This is a genomic window from Thalassospira sp. MIT1004, assembly GCF_001858545.1.
Taxonomy (GTDB): Bacteria; Pseudomonadota; Alphaproteobacteria; order Rhodospirillales; family Thalassospiraceae; genus Thalassospira; species Thalassospira xiamenensis.
On the sequence record NZ_MCAO01000043.1, the window covers coordinates 49,065 to 67,063 of the forward strand.

15 protein-coding genes are annotated in these 17,999 nt (G+C 54.5%); 8 read left to right on the forward strand and 7 right to left on the reverse strand.

The window, feature by feature from the left end; translation table 11 throughout:
* The first annotated feature begins 67 nt into the window (after positions 1-67).
* Together BC440_RS16290 and BC440_RS16295 are read left to right on the forward strand one after the other, a co-directional pair.
* Positions 68-856: a DeoR/GlpR family DNA-binding transcription regulator gene (locus tag BC440_RS16290; RefSeq protein ID WP_063094636.1), complete on the forward strand. Its 789-nt coding sequence runs from the start codon at positions 68-70 to the stop codon at positions 854-856.
* A 170-nt stretch (positions 857-1,026) separates the two neighbouring features.
* The gene (locus tag BC440_RS16295) at positions 1,027-2,673 is read left to right on the forward strand and encodes a U32 family peptidase (protein ID WP_071240585.1); all 1,647 of its coding nucleotides are present in this window, start codon (positions 1,027-1,029) and stop codon (positions 2,671-2,673) included.
* Between the two features lie 59 nt (positions 2,674-2,732).
* Here BC440_RS16295 and BC440_RS16300 read toward each other — a convergent pair whose 3' ends face one another.
* The 3 genes from BC440_RS16300 to BC440_RS16310 form a co-directional block, all read right to left on the reverse strand.
* The gene (locus tag BC440_RS16300) at positions 2,733-3,326 is read right to left on the reverse strand and encodes a VTT domain-containing protein (RefSeq protein ID WP_071240586.1); all 594 of its coding nucleotides are present in this window, start codon (positions 3,324-3,326) and stop codon (positions 2,733-2,735) included.
* A 92-nt stretch (positions 3,327-3,418) separates the two neighbouring features.
* Positions 3,419-3,832: a DUF3830 family protein gene (locus BC440_RS16305; protein ID WP_071240587.1), complete on the reverse strand. Its 414-nt coding sequence runs from the start codon at positions 3,830-3,832 to the stop codon at positions 3,419-3,421.
* Positions 3,833-3,843: 11 nt separating this feature from the next.
* Positions 3,844-5,070, reverse strand: coding sequence for an SLC13 family permease (locus BC440_RS16310; RefSeq protein ID WP_071240588.1), 1,227 nt, complete (start codon positions 5,068-5,070; stop codon positions 3,844-3,846).
* A 599-nt stretch (positions 5,071-5,669) separates the two neighbouring features.
* Here BC440_RS16310 and BC440_RS16315 point away from each other — a divergent pair.
* Complete coding sequence (locus BC440_RS16315) at positions 5,670-6,803, forward strand: type III PLP-dependent enzyme (protein WP_071240589.1); 1,134 nt, start codon at positions 5,670-5,672, stop codon at positions 6,801-6,803.
* Between the two features lie 11 nt (positions 6,804-6,814).
* Positions 6,815-7,321, forward strand: coding sequence for an N-acetyltransferase (locus BC440_RS16320; RefSeq protein ID WP_071240590.1), 507 nt, complete (start codon positions 6,815-6,817; stop codon positions 7,319-7,321).
* 89 nt (positions 7,322-7,410) lie between these two features.
* Here the strand turns inward: BC440_RS16320 and BC440_RS16325 are convergent, their stop codons facing one another.
* Both BC440_RS16325 and BC440_RS16330 read right to left on the reverse strand, forming a co-directional pair.
* Positions 7,411-8,976, reverse strand: coding sequence for a YbaY family lipoprotein (locus BC440_RS16325; protein WP_071240591.1), 1,566 nt, complete (start codon positions 8,974-8,976; stop codon positions 7,411-7,413).
* Positions 8,977-9,151: 175 nt separating this feature from the next.
* Positions 9,152-10,042 (reverse strand): SMP-30/gluconolactonase/LRE family protein, encoded by an 891-nt coding sequence (locus BC440_RS16330; RefSeq protein WP_071240592.1) that lies wholly within the window; start codon positions 10,040-10,042, stop codon positions 9,152-9,154.
* Positions 10,043-10,339: 297 nt separating this feature from the next.
* Between BC440_RS16330 and BC440_RS16335 the strand changes: the two genes are divergently transcribed.
* The 4 genes from BC440_RS16335 to fhuB are packed head-to-tail and all read left to right on the forward strand — an operon-like array spanning position 10,340 to position 15,055.
* Positions 10,340-11,116, forward strand: a complete 777-nt coding sequence (locus tag BC440_RS16335; protein WP_063094618.1) for an ABC transporter ATP-binding protein — start codon at positions 10,340-10,342, stop codon at positions 11,114-11,116.
* Positions 11,117-11,126: 10 nt separating this feature from the next.
* Entirely contained in the window at positions 11,127-12,074 is a 948-nt protein-coding gene (locus tag BC440_RS16340; RefSeq protein ID WP_083379399.1) for an iron-siderophore ABC transporter substrate-binding protein, read from the forward strand.
* A 6-nt stretch (positions 12,075-12,080) separates the two neighbouring features.
* Positions 12,081-13,013 (forward strand): iron-siderophore ABC transporter substrate-binding protein, encoded by a 933-nt coding sequence (locus tag BC440_RS16345; protein WP_071240593.1) that lies wholly within the window; start codon positions 12,081-12,083, stop codon positions 13,011-13,013.
* Positions 13,014-13,045: 32 nt separating this feature from the next.
* Positions 13,046-15,055, forward strand: coding sequence for a Fe(3+)-hydroxamate ABC transporter permease FhuB (gene fhuB, locus BC440_RS16350; RefSeq protein ID WP_247643595.1), 2,010 nt, complete (start codon positions 13,046-13,048; stop codon positions 15,053-15,055).
* Here fhuB and BC440_RS16355 read toward each other — a convergent pair.
* Positions 15,052-15,435 (reverse strand): hypothetical protein, encoded by a 384-nt coding sequence (locus BC440_RS16355; RefSeq protein ID WP_037988610.1) that lies wholly within the window; start codon positions 15,433-15,435, stop codon positions 15,052-15,054. The genes fhuB and BC440_RS16355 overlap by 4 nt on opposite strands.
* Positions 15,436-15,504: 69 nt before the next feature.
* Positions 15,505-17,919, reverse strand: a complete 2,415-nt coding sequence (locus tag BC440_RS16360; RefSeq protein ID WP_071240595.1) for a TonB-dependent receptor — start codon at positions 17,917-17,919, stop codon at positions 15,505-15,507.
* Positions 17,920-17,999: the final 80 nt, after the last annotated feature.

Genomic DNA, 17,999 nt, shown 5'->3' on the forward strand with positions numbered 1-17,999 from the left:
CAATAAACTGGCCCGTTATGTAAACTAATTTACAATTCGAAACCAGAAAAGATTACAAGGCAGAAGAATGACATCGCCGACGACGCACGATATTCCAGTCGATCTGAGCCCCAGACAAAATGAAATCCTTCACATCATCCGTGATCAGGGATTTGCAACTCTTGAAGCTTTGGCCGACATTTTTGACGTGTCGACACAAACCATTCGTCGCGATGTCATCGATCTCAGCAAACAGGGATTTTTGCAACGTTTTCATGGCGGCGCAGGCCTGCCCAACAGCATGGTCCGTCTGGGGCATGAACAGAAAAACCGCCTTTCGCCAGAAGCCAAACAACGTATCGGAGAGCGCGCAGCACGCATGATCCCGAACGGGGCATCTGTATTTCTTGATGTCGGCACCACGGTCGAAGCCCTTGCTCGTGCCCTTGGTAAACATCGTAACCTGCGACTGGTGACCAACAGCTTGCTGTGCGCTTCAATCGCCTCGGCGCAATCGCATCAGGAGATTCACGTTATCGGTGGCCTTATATATGGCAGCGACGGATCCCTGGTCAGCAACGACGCCCCCGCAGCCATTCGACGCTTTGCCTTTGATTACTGCGTGATCGGGTGTTCGGGCTTTGATAAAAATGGCACCCCGCTCGATCATGACAGGCAAAAAGTCGCGATCAAGAATGCAGCGATCCGCTCGTCACGGCACAGCATCCTGATTGCGGATCAATCGAAATTCCAAGCCCATCCCTTCATGCGAATTGCCGAAACCACGGATTTCAGTGATTTCGTTACCGACATGATCCCACCGCCCCACATCAATGATGCCTTTGAACAGGCAGGGGTCTGCATCACCGTCGCCTGATAGAGAGTGACAGCAACACTGCGTAATGCAAGGACATGGCTGTTGCGCAGCAATGCTCCTATGCAACATAGCGCAAATATGCGATTTTAATCGGCACAAGCAGCAGGCTGTGATAGAAGCCGCAGCACAAGATTTCCCGCAGACGACAAAATAGAAAAGACCCGCAAGTGATGAGTAATCAATCGCGCCGTTCCGAATTGCTGATGCCCGCTGGCTCGCTCGAAAAACTGAAAGTTGCCGTCCTTTATGGGGCTGACGCGGTTTACATGGGCACGCCGGACCTCTCACTTCGGGTCAAAAGCCAGATGTCGCTTGATGATGTGGTCGAAGGGATCGACTTTGCCCATGAACATGGCGTTCGCGTTTACCTGACGCTGAACCTGTTCTCGCATAACAAGGATATCGACAAGCTGCCGGAATATGTCGACACCGTGCGCAAGGTCCGCCCCGACGGGCTGATCGTTGCCGATCCCGGTGTTTTCATGTTCGTCCGCGAACATGCCCCGGAACTTGATCTGCATGTTTCGACCCAGGCCAATGTCTGTTCTTGGCAATCGGTCAAATTCTGGCAAAGCATCGGTGCCAAACTGGTCGTTCTGGGCCGCGAGGTTTCCTACGAGGAACTGACCGAAATCCGCGCCAAATGCCAGGACATCAAGATCGAGGCCTTTGTGCATGGCTCGATGTGCATGACCTATTCCGGGCGTTGCCTGCTGTCAAACTTCATGGCCGAACGTGGTGCCAATCAGGGGGCATGTGCCAATTCGTGCCGCTGGAAATACAAAGTCCACATGAAGCTCAAGGACGGCACGGTCAAGGAACTCAAACTGACCGAAGAAAACCTCGAAATGTTTGACTTCTTCCTTGAAGAAGACATGCGTCCGGGCGAACTGATGGAAATTCAGGAAGACGAACGTGGTTCTTATATCCTGAATTCGCGCGATCTTTGCATCATGCCGAAACTTGAAGATTACCTGAAAATCGGTGTCGATAGCCTCAAGGTAGAAGGCCGCGGCAAAAGCCCCTATTACGCTGGCCTCGTTGCACGTGCCTATCGCATGGCGATTGATGACTGGTACAAAGATCCTGAAAACTGGTCTGCCGAAGAATATATGAAGGAACTGGCGACCATCCCGAACCGCGGCTATACGCTTGCATTCCATGACGGCCGCCTGACCAATTATGCACATGGCTATGACAGCAACACCAATGTGTCCGATTGGGAATTTGCCGGGATGATCGAGGAAGTCGAAGACGACGCCTTCATCATGTCGGTCAAAAACCGCATGCTGCCCGGCGATGTGATCGAAATCGTACCGCCGCGCTCGCGCCAGACCATTTTCATCCGCATGTATGAATTCATTGATGCTGCCACCGGTAAGGTCGGCGAAGCAGTTCATGCCAACACCCATCCACGCATCCGCCTGCCGTTCTCCCTGTTTGAACAGGAAGACCCTGAATTCCTGAAGCGCGAAATCCTGCCGATGACCATCGTGCGCAAGGAAAAGGCCCTGTCCGAAGACGAATGGCAACGCCTGAAACTTGATCAGGAAGGCCACAAGATCGAAATGGGCAAAGGCAATGAAGAACGCTATGACGCCAAACGCGAAGCGCTTCAGAGCGCCCTTGATGACCGCCAGAAAGAACGCTCTTTCAGAACGCCCCGCATCGGCACCAAGGGATGCTGCGGCCGTGGCTGTAATGGCTGCCTGATCTTCTGGCACGATGAAAGCTACGCCAAGGCGCGTGAAATTCTTGCCAAACGCAAACAGGGCGAGATGCTCGAAAAAGACGGCAAAACGATTGCGGCTGAATAAGCTCGCGCCAAGCCCGAAGACAGAAACGGCAGTCAGATCAGGCTGCCGTTTTCTTTTGGCTACCTGATTGCCTTTTCGGCCTGTTGCTCAAGCTTGTCGATCCGGCGCAAGCCCAGCCAGCCCAAGGCAAGAAACATAACAAGCAGGATCGGACTGAGTAGCGTCAGATTGCGTTCCAGAAGTTCCGACATCCCCTCGCCCAAGACGTATCCAAGCGCAAAGAACGCTCCGATCCAGATCAGGATCGAGATGATGCTCAGAGGCAGGAACCGCATAAATGCCATGGAACTCATGCCGACCGGAAACACACTGATCGAGCGGACGGTGTTGGGATAGCGACACAGCATGATATAGGCGACACCATAATGCTCGAACAGGCACATGGTTTTGCCCAGCCACTTTGAAAACGAGTCAGGAAGTTTTCTGACAATCGCATCGCCATATTTCCGGCCCAGCCAAAAGCGCACCATGTCTCCGACAAATGCGCCGGAAATCATCGCAGCCATGGATGGCCCGATCAGAAGGCTTTCGGATACGACAAAGATGCCGACAAAAACCGGCAGGATGCTGGCCTTGCTGACGCAATAGGTAAAGATCAGCGTATAGACCAGTTGCTGATGATCCTGAATCCAAAGATTTATTGTCTCGAACACGTCCGCACTCGCCTGCCTGCCCCAAAGATAAGAAGGCTTCTAGATCAGTCAGGTCATATAAGCGAGTGTGCGGCTTCACACTGCGGACGCGATCACACCATCTCAAACCGGATAGGCTGGGCACCTTCCCAAAGCGTCATCTTGCCGAGCTTATCAAGGTCCTCAAGATTGCTGGTGACCGTGATGAAATGGTTTCCGGCAAGCTGGCCGACCTTGGATGCGAAATGCACACCGCCATAGGCCAGCAGGATTTCGGTTTCGCTGATCCCGCCGGGATAGAGGATGATCTGGCCCGGAGCCGGAAAACTGGTATGGTTTTCGTAACCGACACCAAACTGATAATCGCCAAGCGGCATCCACACGCCCTCGCCGCTCCATCGGACATGGACGGCTTTGCTTTCAAACGGCATGCGATCCATGAAAGCCTTGCAGGTTTGCGGCGCCTTGTCGGTTTCAAGCACCCCGTCAAAGGTAAAAGGGCCAGCGGTGATTTTAATCTTGGTCATGATAAATCCATTCAAACAAATAGCATGATCCAGCCCCACGCAAACGCAAGACTGATCAGGGTAACCGGGATGCCGATGCGGGCATAATCGCCAAAGCCGATGGTAATACCGGCGGCACGGGCCTGTTCGACCGCGATGATATTGGCAACCGAACCGACAATTAAAAAGTTGCCCGACAATGTGCTGAAAACCGCAAGCCCATGCAACAGCTCCGGCGTCCAGTCCGGGCCAAGCGACAGCAACATCATGACCAACGGCACATTGCCAATCGTGTTACTGCCCGCAAGCGAAAGGGTTGCCAGCACCGCCGGATTATCAATCCGAAGCCCGGACAAAGCATCACGGAAAAACGCGGCAATCGCATCATCCCCGGCCATTGCCCCTGTAACGATGAACAGCCCGCAAAACAGGGCCAGCAAATGCCAGTCGACCCTGCCCAACACCTGATCAGTGCCAAGCCTTCGGCTGAGCAACAGCACGGCCACAATCAGCAATGACCAAAGCGCGCGGTCCTCGACAAAGATAAAGATCGCAATTACCGCAAGGGTCGCGGCCAATGCCTTGATCAGCATCGGCCGGTCAAGACGGATCGGCGCGCCTTCATCCAATGCCGCACCGTTTGGCACCTGATCAAACGCGGCGCGCGTCATCGGGCCAAAGGCAATCACCCCATAAACAATCAAAAGCCCGATCAGGGCAGGCACACCACACGCCAGAAGAAAGGCTGTGAAATCAAGCTGCCCGAATTCGGCAATCATCAGGTTCTGCGGATTACCGATCAGGGTCGCGGCCGATCCGGCATTGGCCGCACACGCCACGGCAATCACATAGGGACGCGGATCAAGACGGCGCGCCATTACCCCCTGTATCAGGATCGGCGTCACCGCCCAGACGACAACATCATTGGTCATCACCGCCGACAGGCCGCCACAAATTGCAATCACCCCGGCCAGAAGCCCGCGAGGAGTCAAATCAAGATGGGTGATCCGGCTACCGATCCAGTCAAAGAAACCGCTGGCGGCATATTGCGATGACAACACCATCAGGGTCAGCAAAACCGAAAGTGTCGCGAAATCGACCGATGCGAGTGCCGCATCCCCATCAACCGCGCCGCTTAACAAAAGCACCAGCGCCCCGATCAGCGCAATCCCCGTGCGATTGATCGCAAGCCCCGGCCAACGCCCCAGCGCCATGCCGATGTAGACTCCGCCAAATACGGCAACAACCAGCCAGTCCAATCCGTTCCATCCTGTTTAAATTCGGCGCGCAATAGCAGCCTGTTATTTACCGCTACTCTGGTAATCGGACGCGGTCAATCACATCTCGGGCAGGCTGCGGGATATGCACAAATTGCAATGCCCCATGTTGAAATCCGATAAATCACCTTCTTGCCAATCCAAAAACCGGCCTTTCGCGCCATTTTGTGCGAAGCAACATGCTTTGTTCGACGTTTCTGCGGTTGTTCCATGACAAAACGCCATAAAATTTCACTTGCACGTGGAGTTTAACAGGCGTACATCGCGACTTGCCCAAAGTCGCACGTGCCTGTGGTGGTCCTGCTTATGGAACCCTGTAGGACTTACTTAAAGCAACGACGGTGTAGGGCTTTTTTGGTCTCAGGTGGTTGTCCAAATACCACCGACACTGAAGAGGCACACCATCATTGCCCTACGTGCGGACGGGAAACTCCCATCCATAGCGAGGCAAAAAGTTTCGCAAGTTCCGGTAGGCACCGGAGCTTATCAGCCTGACGGTAGTCCGCGTTAATGCGCCTCCACCGCGCCTAAACGCATCAGGTACCGCAAGCTGCCATATCGTGGAATGGGAGAACGCCCCAATGGCAACGCAGCGTATTATCGATTTTCTCGCCCAGAACCGACCGGAAGGTCCGTGCCTGGTCGTCGACCTTGACGTGGTTCAGCGTAACTACGAAACCTTCACCCGTGCCCTGCCGGATTCCCGCATTTTCTATGCGGTCAAGGCAAACCCGGCACCGGAAGTTCTCAGCCTGCTTGCCGATCTTGGTAGCAACTTCGACACTGCATCCGTGCCCGAAATCGAAATGGCAATGGCCGCAGGTGCGAGCCCAGAGCGTATTTCGTTTGGCAACACTATCAAGAAAGAACGCGATATTGCGCGTGCCTACGAAATGGGTGTTCGTCTGTTCGCCGTTGATTGCGTCGAAGAAGTCGAAAAGATTGCCCGTGTTGCGCCGGCTTCGCGTGTGTTCTGCCGCATCCTGACCGATGGCGAAGGTGCCGAATGGCCGCTGTCGCGCAAATTCGGTTGCGCGCCGAGCATGGCGCTTGAAGTACTCGAACATGCCCATCACATGGGTCTGGACGCCTATGGCGTTTCCTTCCATGTCGGATCGCAGCAGTGCAATCTTGATGCTTGGAACATCGCCCTTGCAGAAGCCTCTTCGATTTTCCGCACCCTGGCCGAAAAGGGCATCGGCCTTCGCATGGTCAATATGGGCGGCGGTTTCCCGACCCGTTATCTGCGCGACGTTCCGGCAACCGAAGCGTACGGTGCCGCAATCATTGACGCGCTTCACACCCATTTCGGCAATCACATGCCCGAAACCATCATAGAACCGGGCCGTGGCATGGTTGGCGATGCAGGCGTGATCAAAGCTGAAGTCGTTCTGATTTCGCGCAAACATGCCGATGACGATGTGCGTTGGGTTTACCTTGATATCGGTAAATTCGGCGGCCTCGCCGAAACCATGGACGAGGCAATCCGTTATCCGATCACCACGATCCATGACGGCGGCGATGTTGCACCGTGCGTTCTTGCCGGTCCGACCTGTGATTCGGCCGACGTACTCTACGAAAAGAAACCCTACGACCTGCCGGTTGCACTGACAATCGGTGACGAGGTTCTGATCGAAGCAACCGGTGCTTATACCACCACTTATGCCTCGGTGGCGTTCAACGGTTTCGCACCGCTGACCGCCTATGTGATCTAGGGATCGCATCAATGATCGTGATTGATCGCGAAAACAGCCTTTCGCACGTTGAACGTGAAAAGCTGCTTGATCGCGTCATGGGTCCGGCGCGCTTTCAGAAATCCTCTGAATTGCTGCGTCGTGGCCGCCTTCCGGCTGATGGTCTGGCGTTTGTCGCCTTTGATGGCAAACACATGATCGGAACTGTCCGGTTGTGGAATGTCAAAGCCGGTGACAGCGGATCTTCGCTGTTGCTGGGGCCGCTTGCGGTTGAAAAAGCCTATAACGGCTCGGGCGTTGGTGCGGGTTTGATGTATGCGGCGCTCAATGCTGCACAGTCAGCCGGGCACCAGTCAGTTCTGCTGGTCGGCGACCCGGATTATTACGCGCGCTTCAACTTCCATGCGGCCCCTGCCAACGAGCTTCTGATGCCCGGACATTTTGATCGCCACCGGTTCCTTGGCATCAATCTTGGCAATGGCGATGCCCTTTCAGGTTCCACGGGCATCCTTCGGGCCACTGGCCAGATGACACATTAAGTTGGCACATTGAGAAAACCGACCTTAATCTAATGAAAAAGCCCCGCAGCCGATGCTGCGGGGTTTCTCTGTTGCGGGCTTTTCGATCATCAACTAGTGCAGTTGTTGCGCGACAGCCAGCCGATAAAGATACCGTTATGTTCAAGCCGCTGATGGCTGAAACATTCTCCGCCGGGATAGGCCCCGCTTGCCGGAGTGAAGCGCACGGTTCCCTCGCCTGGCAGACGGTTGGTATTGGCCTCGACCAGTTCAGTATGAACCTCGCCAAGTCCATCGGTTGGCGCAAGGCAGTCATAGCGCCCGCCATTATTGTTGATCGTGCGAACGCCGACCATGCCATGGTTCAACGGCCAGGCTTTCAGAACCGATGTCAGATCACCGCTTGATACGGCAAGACAGGAATTGATTGCTGGCATCAGTTCGTTGATCAAACGTGTCCATTCCGGATTGTCGGGCTTTTCAAGTTCCTCGATATCGACGACGGGGAAATCGCCGGGGGCCAGTGCAAGCCCGGTAATTTCGGCCGAAACCGCACATTTGGTCGAACCACTCGGCCCGGTCCAGATCGCTTCCTGCCCTTTCCCACGAATTGAATATATCTCGTTGGCATATTCGTATCCCGACCCGGTCCGCTTGATGTTCAGAATCAGGGGTTCCCGGCCAAGGAATTCCACGACCGCCTCACCCTTGCGGCCTTCAAATGTTGCATAGAACCGGCTTTTATCCTCGCAGACAAAGGTCTGGCGTCCGGTAACCGGGGCCATTGCCGCCTCGCCCAGGGCGGCTTCGATCCGGCTTAATGCGACCTTGCTTTGTGCCATCGCACCGCTGACTTCATGTTCATCCGGGGTACCCGGCGTGCCATTGACGGTTTTTGATCCACCGGCAAACCGTCCCATCGCAAAATCAAGATTCAGGGTAAAGTTCAATGTCTCGCCATCGCTGCTGCCGCCAAAATTGATACGCTTGGCATCTTCGGTGAAGCGCAGCAATGTGCCATTACGGTAATAGAATTTGATGTCCGAACTGCCATAATCGCCAAGGTCACGATGTTCCTCGACATAGACCGGCTCACCGTCTGTCGTGACATAGGCCTTGAATGTCGCCTTGCTGTCCCCGGCACTATAACTGCCCGGGATCACGCGCAGATCGGGCAATTGCGCCTTGATGGCCGCTACATCGCGATCAACATCGGAGCTGCCGCCATTCCGTGCGGCGGCGGCGGATTCCGGTCCGGCCCGCTTGACCAGAACCGCGACATCATCGGGCGCATCATTGGTCAGCACGGGATATGCCTGATCATTGCGAAACAGAAGATCGCCATTCTTGGTCTCGATCTTTGCCTCGATCACATAACGATGGCGTGGATCAATCTGTTTGGCGTCATAGGGCAGGATAAATACCATCGGCGGATTGGTCGCCGGATGGGTGATGGATGCAATTTCCATCGACGGCGCATCGGCTTTTGATACATCAAGAAGTCGCACGACAAGGTTTGCACTGTTTGGTGCCAGCGCAATCCTTTCGCGGAAAACGACGGTGCCGGTAACCCGGTGCTGATTGGATTGTAGTCCGGTACAGCCCGTGACCAGGGCCAAAAGCCCGATCATCAATACCGCCTGCAACCTTCCCCAAATCCATGAAGAGAGTTTCATTATGGCCTCAGTTTGCTCGTGTTTTTATCGGGTGTAGTCCCCCACCCCTAATCGTGAACGCAAACAGCAAGAAAACCAAGGCCAAAAAGCGGCAAAATTACTGATTAAAGTTATGTTATTTCATCACGACACTCAGGCGGCAAAACCGCCTGACACCATGGAACCCAGTACCTGCCTAACCGGCAAAGCGGGTGCAAACCTGCCCCGCCACATCGGTTTCAATCGACAACAAAGCACCTTCAAGATCGTTGCCATTGCCGTCCAGCCCGACGGATGCTGACGTGATATAAAGCGTCTTGAGATCCGGGCCACCAAAAACACAACTGGTCGGCTGGGTCACCGGCAATTCGACTATACGATCCACCGATCCATCGGGTGCAAACCGGATCAGGCAACTTCCCCCCCAACGCGCGTTCCAGATATAGCCATCCGCATCCATTGCCGATCCATCCATATTCCCGCGCGCGTGCGGGCCAAAGAACGGTTTCGGGTTTGAAGGCACACCGGTCGCCATATCGAAATCATAGACATCAAGCGTGTTCCTGATCGTGTCGCCAAAGAACATTTTTTTGCCATCGGCCGACCACAGCAACGTATTGGAAATCCCGATATCGGCAACAAAGCGTTTGATATCGCCATTCGGCTCGACCCGGTTCAAAGTTCCCGTCGAAACCGTCACTGGCAGGTCTTCACCATTCGGGCCAATATTGTTTTGCATGGTCCCGTGCCAGAACCGCCCTGCCGGATCGACACGCGCCTCGTTCGACCGATTGCCGGGGTGGTCTGCATCTGGGGCAACAAACGGCGTGGTCTGTCCACTTTCGGCATCCAGAAACGCCAAACCGTCGGCCAAGGCCACCAACAGCCCGCCAATCGTGCGTGGTACGATGGCCGATACTGGCTGATTGAAAGTCCAGCTGCGCGATCCGCCATCGCTCGGGCGCAAGGCGAATGCGGTTTTACCGACAATGTCGACCCAATAAAGGACACCATCCTCGACATCCCAATGCGGTCCTTCGCCCAGCGTACAGCGCAGATTTGGCAGGACCGTTTTAACTTTGGACATAATATCTCCCTGATATTCTGGCGGGTTTCCCCCGTTTTAACCTGTCCCCTTAATGCAAACCAGTCGGCCATCAAGCCACGATCCGGCGCAGGGAAATCATTATGTCTATTGCTATCGCGAAAGGGAGAAACTGAAAAGTCATTTTGTATGATGATTGACTTAAACCATGGATCTCAATCGCAACTCGGTTGCATTTTCATTTGGTTATTGATAGGCATTCTCATATTCAGTTGCCTGCGTTGCCGGATATAATCCGTCATTTCGCATCGGCACCGACTTCTTGCGAGTTTCCGCCCAATGTTCGATCTGAAAAATGTCTCCTTCCAAAGCGAAGGCAAGAACCCGAAAACGCTGCTTGGCGATATATCGGTGTGCTTCCCGACAGGCGAATTCAGCGCGATTGTCGGACATAACGGATCGGGCAAAAGCACGCTTTTGAAATTGCTCGCCCGCAAAAACAAACCGGCATCCGGCCAGATTACGCTAGATACGCAAATCCTTGATAGCCACAGCACACGCGATTTCGCCCGCAAGGTCGCCTATCTGCCGCAAAGCCCGATTGTCCCAGCCCATCTCAGTGTCCGCGAACTGGTTGCCTTTGGCCGATATCCGTGGCGCGGCGCCTTTGGCCGATATCGCGCGGAAGATCACGAAAAAATCGACCGTGCCATGGAAATGACCCACGTCACCGAATTTGCCGACCGCTTTGTCGCAAGTCTTTCGGGTGGGGAACGCCAACGTGTCTGGCTCGCCATGCTGCTTGCCCAGGATGCCCCGGTTCTGTTGCTTGATGAACCGACATCCGCCCTTGATGTCGGTCATCAACGCGACATCCTGCAACTTGTCGCCAATCTTAAATCCGAAATCGGCCTTACCGTGATTGCCGTTCTGCACGATATCGACATGGTCGGGCGGTTTGCCGATCATATCCTCGCACTTCGCGGCGGCCGAACGTGCTGGCAGGGCACAGCAGCCGACTTCATGCAGGCCGATACGCTTCGCGATATTTTCCAAACCGAAATAGGTGTGATCCGCTTGCCGGAATCCACTCATTATGTCAGTTACATAGCCTAGGACCCTGACCATGCGAAACCGTCTGATCGCTTCAATTGCCTGTTCCTGCATGATTGCAACCGGCATCCTTGCACCGACCATCGCCCCGACAATCGCATTGGCTGAAACCTATCGCCATGAAATGGGAACGGTAAATTTCGCAACATCCCCGACCCGGATTGCCGTATCGAACTGGTCACTGACGGAAACGGTTCTGGCCCTTGGTCTTGATCCGGTCGCCATCCCGGAGGCCGACGGATATCGCGCATGGGTCGTCGAACCTGCCCTACCCGCTGAATTTGCCGATCTTGGCGAACGCAGATCCCCTAACCTCGAAGTTCTGCGCGATAGTCGCCCCGACGTCATCCTGATCAGTAACGAAGTCGCCATGGCCTATGACAAGCTATCGGCTCTTGCCCCAACCATGGTCTATTCGATTTATAACAGCGATCAGTCCGCCCTTGAAAAGGCCGAGGAGCTCACACGCAATATCGGTAAACTGACCGGGCGCAGCGACAAGGCCGAGGAAATCATCGCGTCGGCCAATCAACGGATCGCCGCCGCCGCCGACCGCATCCGCAAGGCCGTTGGTGATGATGCCAAATTCTCGGTCGTACGTATCCTTGATGGTGCCCATTTCCGCATTCACGGCACTACATCGCTTTTCGGATCGACACTGGCGCGGATGGGATTTGCCAATGCATGGACCGGCCCGCTTAATGGCTGGGGTTTCAGCAATGGCGAAATTGGCGATCTTGCCAAACTCGGCCCGGCTCATGTCGCCTATATCGAACCCACCCTCGATCCGGTAAAGGCCAAACTTTTTGCCTCTCCGGTCTGGAAGGCGCTGCCGTTCAACCGACAAAACACCATCTATGAAGTCCCTGCAAGCTGGACATTTGGCGGGCTTTTGTCGGCAGCACGTTTTGCCGAACAGCTTGCTGATGCCGTGACCAAGACCACCGCACAGGGATCGTAAACCGATATGATCAGACACCTGTTTCTTCGCCTCTTCGTGATCGCCGGTTTAACCGCACCACTTACGCCCCAAATGGCCCATGCCGATCCGATCACCATTGAACATGAGCACGGCACCCTAAAGCTTGATGCCCCTGCTAAACGCATTGCCGTGACCAATTGGGCAACAACCGAAACCGTCATTGCACTGGGGTTGGACCCGGTCGCAATTGCCGATCCCGACGATTACCTTGACTGGGTTGCCAAGCCGGACCTTCCCGAGAACTTCACCGATATTGGCCAGCGCGCCGCCCCCAATATGGAAGCCCTGCGCGCGGCCAAGCCCGACCTGATCGTGATCAGCAAGAACCTTGAAATGGCATATGACAGTTTCAATGCCATCGCCCCAACCATCGTATTGTCGGTCTATAACAACAATCGCGATGCCCTGCCCGAGGCGCAAAAACTTTTCGAAACCCTCGCCAAGGCCACTGATCGTCAAGCCGAAGCCAAAGCATGGCTTGACGATGCCGATGTCAAATTCGCTGAATATGGCGATCGTGTCCGGGCCGCCATGCCGCCGGGTCGCGCCCTTGCCATTACCCAGTTCGTCTCCGAAAGTCATATCGGACTTTATGGCAAATCATCTCTGCCCGGCACAGTACTTGCACAAATGGACCTGCCGCTGGCCTATCAGGGGCCAGTCAATAATTGGGGCTTTGCCAAGGGTGGCGTCGAGATTCTTGGGCCCCGCGCGCAGGATACACTGGTGTATCTGAACCCGGTGCCCGACGTGATCCGTGAAAAAGTCTGGGCATCCCCGGTCTGGAACATCCTTGATTTCGTTAAGAATGACCGGGTCTATGAATTGCCCGTCGTATGGGCCTATGGCGGCATGCCATCGGCCTTGCGCTTTGCCCGGCTTCTTGCCGAAAGTATGGAAAGCGGCCCGGTTAAATGAGCGGCCAAAAGTCCCGTGAAGCGAACCCTGCAATGACACGCGCCATCAATAGTGACATGAACCGCTTTTTCCATCGCGGCCCGGCGATCCTGTGCCTTGTCCTTGCGATCTGTTCCGTTGCCATCCTGATCAACGACCTTTGGCCGTTCCTGCAAAACGGCGCCGGGATGAATGTGCTGTTTCATCCCGACGAAACCGATTTCGACCAAATCCTGTTTCATTTCAGCACCCTGCCCCGTATCGCGATGGCCTTTATCTGCGGAGCCGGTCTGGCCTTGGCTGGGGCGGCGATCCAGACGGTATTGCGCAACCCTTTGGCATCGCCGACCACCCTTGGGGTTGGTGCCGGTGTTGAATTTGCCCTGACGGTATTTCTGCTTCTGGCCCCTGCGGCCTTGGCCCCATTCAAGGAAGCCGCTGCCCTTGCCGGTGGCATGATCGCCCTTGGCGCGGTTTATCTGATTGCATCGCGGCGCGCCAATGCGACACTGTGGCTGATCCTGGCCGGGATGATCATCAATCTGATGCTGCAATCGGGCACGCAGATTTTCCTGCTGTTTAACGAACAATATCTGCAATCGGTCTTCATGTGGGGGGCAGGAGACCTCGCGCAAAATGGCTGGGACTCAACGCAGTTTGTTTTGCCCCGCCTGCTGGTTGGTGTTGCGGTTGTGCTGTTGCTGTCACGCCCGCTTGATCTTCTTGCCCTTGGTGACGACATCGCAAGCTCGCTTGGTGCGCGTGTAACCATCTTGCGACTGCTGATTCTGGGCTTTGCCGTCTTCATTACCGCATCGGTCATTTCGGCCGCCGGATTGATCGGTTTTATCGGTCTGGCGGTTCCAGCCTCCTTGCGCATTGCCGGTCTGACGCGTTCGCGCGATCTGATGATCTATTCGCTGTTGACCGGGGGCTTTGCATTGCTGTGCATCGACTTCCTTGTCCGGCAGATGAATGGGCTTGGCGGTGACATCGTTCCGACAGGTGCGGCCACCGCATTGATCGGTGCCCCCTTCATCATTCTGATCCTGCGCAAGGCACGGATCATGCCCGGCCAGCAAAGCGAGGACCACCACCCCGATCAGCAGATTGTCTCGAAAAATGTGCTGAGCCTGGTACTGGTATTAGGGTTGGTTACAGGCCTCGGCTTATCTTTGTTTGTATCGTTTAACGGCCATGATTTCGTGCTTCTGACCGGCGGTGAAAGCTTCCATGACATCCTCCTCCAGCGTTCCGAACGCACCTTTGCCGCGATCATTTGTGGTGCGGCACTGGCGGTTTCAGGCACGTTAATTCAACGCGTTGGTCGTAATCCTTTGGCCAGCCCTGAAATTACGGGCGTCAGTTCTGCTACCGCACTTGCCATGATCATCGCCCTTGTCTTCTTTGGCTTCGGGCAACGCGCCGATCTGATGTTTGTCGGGGCGGTCGGTGGGATCATTTCGCTGATCATTTTATTACTTCTATGCCGAAAATTCACCCACGCCCCGCATTACCTATTACTCAACGGCCTTGCTTTAACCGCCATTTTGGGGGCTATTGTACGGATTGCTCTGACCCGCAGCGGCACACAGACCTCAATGCTGATTTCATGGCTGGCCGGGACCACATATTTTACCAGCATGGACGAAGTCCTCATCGTCGCGGGGGTTACAGTAGCCTTGCTGATTGTGGTGATTGCGGTTCGTCGTCCGCTTGAACTGGCATCATTTGGCAATGATCAGGCCACCTCGCTAGGCCTTTGCATTTCAGGCTTTCAGTTCTTCATCATGCTGCTTGCTGCCATCCTTGCCGCCAGTGCCACCCTGCTTGTCGGGCCGCTTAGTTTTGTCGGACTGATGGCACCGCATTTGGCGCGTATTGCCGGGTATCGGCTTGCAGGCGGCCATTTGCTTGGTGCGGTTCTGATCGGGGCGAATGTAATGATGGTGGCCGAATGGATGGCCAGAAACCTGCTTTATCCGCAACAACTGCCAACCGGCCTGATCGCGGCACTGATTGGGACGGCCTATTTCCTGTTTCTGGCAATCCGAAAACGCTAGCGCTTTGGCCAGTTCTCAGCCATCGCATAAGCCTTTTCAAGGCTATCAGCATGTTTAATCGGAAATGGCAGCATCTTTGCAAAGTTGCTGCTCTCCAATTCTTCTGCATGACCTTCGTGGTCGTGGTCATCGACCCGGATCACGCCATACAGAAACGCCGATAACCTGTCACGATTTTGCTTAAACCAAAGGGCGGCCTGTTTGCGGGTTTCGTGATCCTGATCAGTATGGCCCTGAACCGTCATGATCAGAAGCACCGGTTGTGTTCGGACCGAAAGCGCATGAAGGGCGGTGATATAGGCAGCCCCGTCCGCTTCGCTTTGGGCATCTTTCATTTCAAACAGGACAATCCCGTGACGCGGTTCCGAACTTGTAAACATTCCGTCTCCTGAACACCGAAACACCCGGCGGGACGCCCCGCCGGGTTGCTATGCTGCTATGCCGCCAGATCAGAATTCTCGACGGAATCCGATCAGGATCGTCCGGCCAAGTCCGGCAATGGAATATCCACGAAGGGCGGTTGCTGCCGGGTTTTCATAGCTGGTATCAAGAATATTCTCGATGCCAAGCCGCGCCGTTCCGCCCATCACCGGGTAATTGGCCGACAGGTTGAAAACCAGACTTGGTTTGATTGTCTCGTCTTTGATACGGTTACGTTGGGCGGTATATGAGCCATCAAACCGAACATTCAGATCATCCCAGACATAACTGTCGACATAGCCCGTGAACCGGAAGGGCGATGGAATGCGGTTGTTGGGCAGCCAGCTTTCCAGATCGCCGTCTTTATCTTTGTCATATTTTCCTTCAACATAAGACGCCAAAGCCCCGACATAGGTATTTTCGGTCAGATCATATTCCGCACTCAGCTCCGCACCGATGATGCGTTCTTTTTCCTGACTGAGCGCATTGGTCGCAGGGTCAAAATTGTTACCGTGTTCGTTGGTGCTCATATATACCGCCCCAGACGTCCGGAAATTACGCGTGTCATAACTTGCGGCAAGTTCATATGTCTTGACCTTGGATGCTTCGACATCGATCTGCGAGAAATTCAGTGGTACCCCTTGGGTCCCGGCACGACGGGTGTAGGCACCAACATCGGGAACGGCAAAACCTTCGCTATAGCTCAGTGATGTATCAAACTGATCGGTCCAGTGAACCACCGCAGATGCGTTATAGGTAACCGCATCATAGGTCGTGCTGCCGCCGGTAAATTGCGCTGCAGGGAAAAAGGCAGTCGCGACGCCACCGACATAGCGCATATAGTTAGGCCGCAGGAAATCATCGACCGTCAGATCATATGTCTCATAACGAACGCCGCCAGAAACATCGACAAAACGCGTGATCGGCGCACTTAATTGGGCAAAAACCGCCTTGCCGTCCTGATCCATTGGTGCGCCGATGTCGCGTCCACTAACGGTGCGATACTTGATCTCATCAAATGTCAGATCCCCGCCCCAGCTAAGTGTCAGTCCGTCATACAAATCGTCAATTCCGGTATCGGTTGAAAGTTTGATTCCATATTTCTGCGCATCAATAACCGACTGTCCCAGCGGATCCTCAACCGCGGGGCTGCCCGGTAATGCGACCAGTGCAAAATTATAGGTCGCATCATACTGTGCCCGCGACGCCTGCTTGTAGGTGTCATTGTAAAACAGTTTAAGATCGCCACGGCCCAAAGCCCCCAGATCAAACTCGTATCCAGCAGTCAAATATTCGCTTTCTTCCTCAAGCGGCTGCCCGTCATATGGGGCCAAAAAATTCACTGCCGCAGGATTGGCCCGCACGTCGGGATAGTAATCCGGCTTCTGACTGAACCGGACGATTTCGGTCGAAAGCGAAACCCGGTGTCCTTCAAGAAAACCATAGCCGAGCTTGCCAAACAGGTTCAGGTTCTCGGCATTGTCAAAACTACCCTGCCCCATCATCGGGTCGGACGGCATTTGTTTCCCATAGCCGCTATACTGGTTTTCGGATGTTGATCCGGTAACACTTGCAGCATAGTCGAATTTCCCCACGCCACCGCTGCCGGAAAGCGTAAGCGACGGCGCAAGGCTGTCACCGATATCCTGAGTGAATGCTTTTACATGGGTATCGACAACAAAGATGTTCTCCCCCGGTGTCCCGGTCTTGGTTACGATATTGACCGTCGCCCCGGTTGCACCCTCTCCGTTCAGGGCGCTTGAACCCGGAATAACTTCGATGCTTTCGATCAGTTCCGGATCAATCATAGACAGAATGCGGCTGGAATTACGTAGCGGCGTATTGCGACCAATCCCGTCAACAAGCACCTGTATGTCGCGCCCTCGGAAAGTTTCCGTGCTGCTGGTCAGGATTTGCGCATCGAACATAAAGCCGGGAACAGCATCCCGCAAAAGGGTCGAAAGACTGTTGGACTTTGCGAGCTGCGCCTCAATCTGGTCGCGGCCAATTACCACCACTGAGGGAGACATGCTTTTTATTGAGCGTTTCGAACGACTTGCCGAAACCACAATATCCTGCAGGATGATCTCGCCACTATCCGACTTTGCCGCCGGAATGATTTTTACGCTGTCAGCCCCGATAAACTCAAAATCATACCCGCTACCTGCCAGCAGGGTCCGCAATGCTTCCGCCGCGGTTACATCCCCTGCAAACGGCGTTGCAACCACCCCTGCAAGATCGCCCTGTACAATCAGCTGCAAACCAAACTCGGTCGCCAGTTGATCAAGTGCCGCGCGAAGATCTTGCGTTTCAATGCGGATTGTATGGACCGTATTAGCGTCCTGTGCCTGCACCATTCCGGTACTGCAGATCATCAGGACAGACACAAGTGCGCTTGTTCCAAGCAGGCGCATCATCGCGCTTCGTTCGTGTTTCAAGATCATTCCCCCATATCTGAAAGATAATAATGCAAATCACTATTACCCTCATGACGAATGGCTCGCGGGAATGAGGAGGTCATTTT

Excerpts from the sequence above, each read along its gene's own strand:
- BC440_RS16290 (WP_063094636.1), top strand. The coding sequence starts at position 68 with ATGACATCGCCGACGACGCACGATATTCCAGTCGATCTGAGCCCCAGA.
- BC440_RS16295 (WP_071240585.1), top strand. The coding sequence starts at position 1,027 with ATGAGTAATCAATCGCGCCGTTCCGAATTGCTGATGCCCGCTGGCTCG.
- BC440_RS16305 (WP_071240587.1), bottom strand. The coding sequence starts at position 3,832 with ATGACCAAGATTAAAATCACCGCTGGCCCTTTTACCTTTGACGGGGTG.
- BC440_RS16315 (WP_071240589.1), top strand. The coding sequence starts at position 5,670 with ATGGCAACGCAGCGTATTATCGATTTTCTCGCCCAGAACCGACCGGAA.
- BC440_RS16320 (WP_071240590.1), top strand. The coding sequence starts at position 6,815 with ATGATCGTGATTGATCGCGAAAACAGCCTTTCGCACGTTGAACGTGAA.
- BC440_RS16325 (WP_071240591.1), bottom strand. The coding sequence starts at position 8,976 with ATGAAACTCTCTTCATGGATTTGGGGAAGGTTGCAGGCGGTATTGATG.
- BC440_RS16330 (WP_071240592.1), bottom strand. The coding sequence starts at position 10,042 with ATGTCCAAAGTTAAAACGGTCCTGCCAAATCTGCGCTGTACGCTGGGC.
- BC440_RS16335 (WP_063094618.1), top strand. The coding sequence starts at position 10,340 with ATGTTCGATCTGAAAAATGTCTCCTTCCAAAGCGAAGGCAAGAACCCG.
- BC440_RS16340 (WP_083379399.1), top strand. The coding sequence starts at position 11,127 with ATGCGAAACCGTCTGATCGCTTCAATTGCCTGTTCCTGCATGATTGCA.
- BC440_RS16345 (WP_071240593.1), top strand. The coding sequence starts at position 12,081 with ATGATCAGACACCTGTTTCTTCGCCTCTTCGTGATCGCCGGTTTAACC.
- fhuB (WP_247643595.1), top strand. The coding sequence starts at position 13,046 with ATGACACGCGCCATCAATAGTGACATGAACCGCTTTTTCCATCGCGGC.
- BC440_RS16355 (WP_037988610.1), bottom strand. The coding sequence starts at position 15,435 with ATGTTTACAAGTTCGGAACCGCGTCACGGGATTGTCCTGTTTGAAATG.
- BC440_RS16360 (WP_071240595.1), bottom strand. The coding sequence starts at position 17,919 with ATGATCTTGAAACACGAACGAAGCGCGATGATGCGCCTGCTTGGAACA.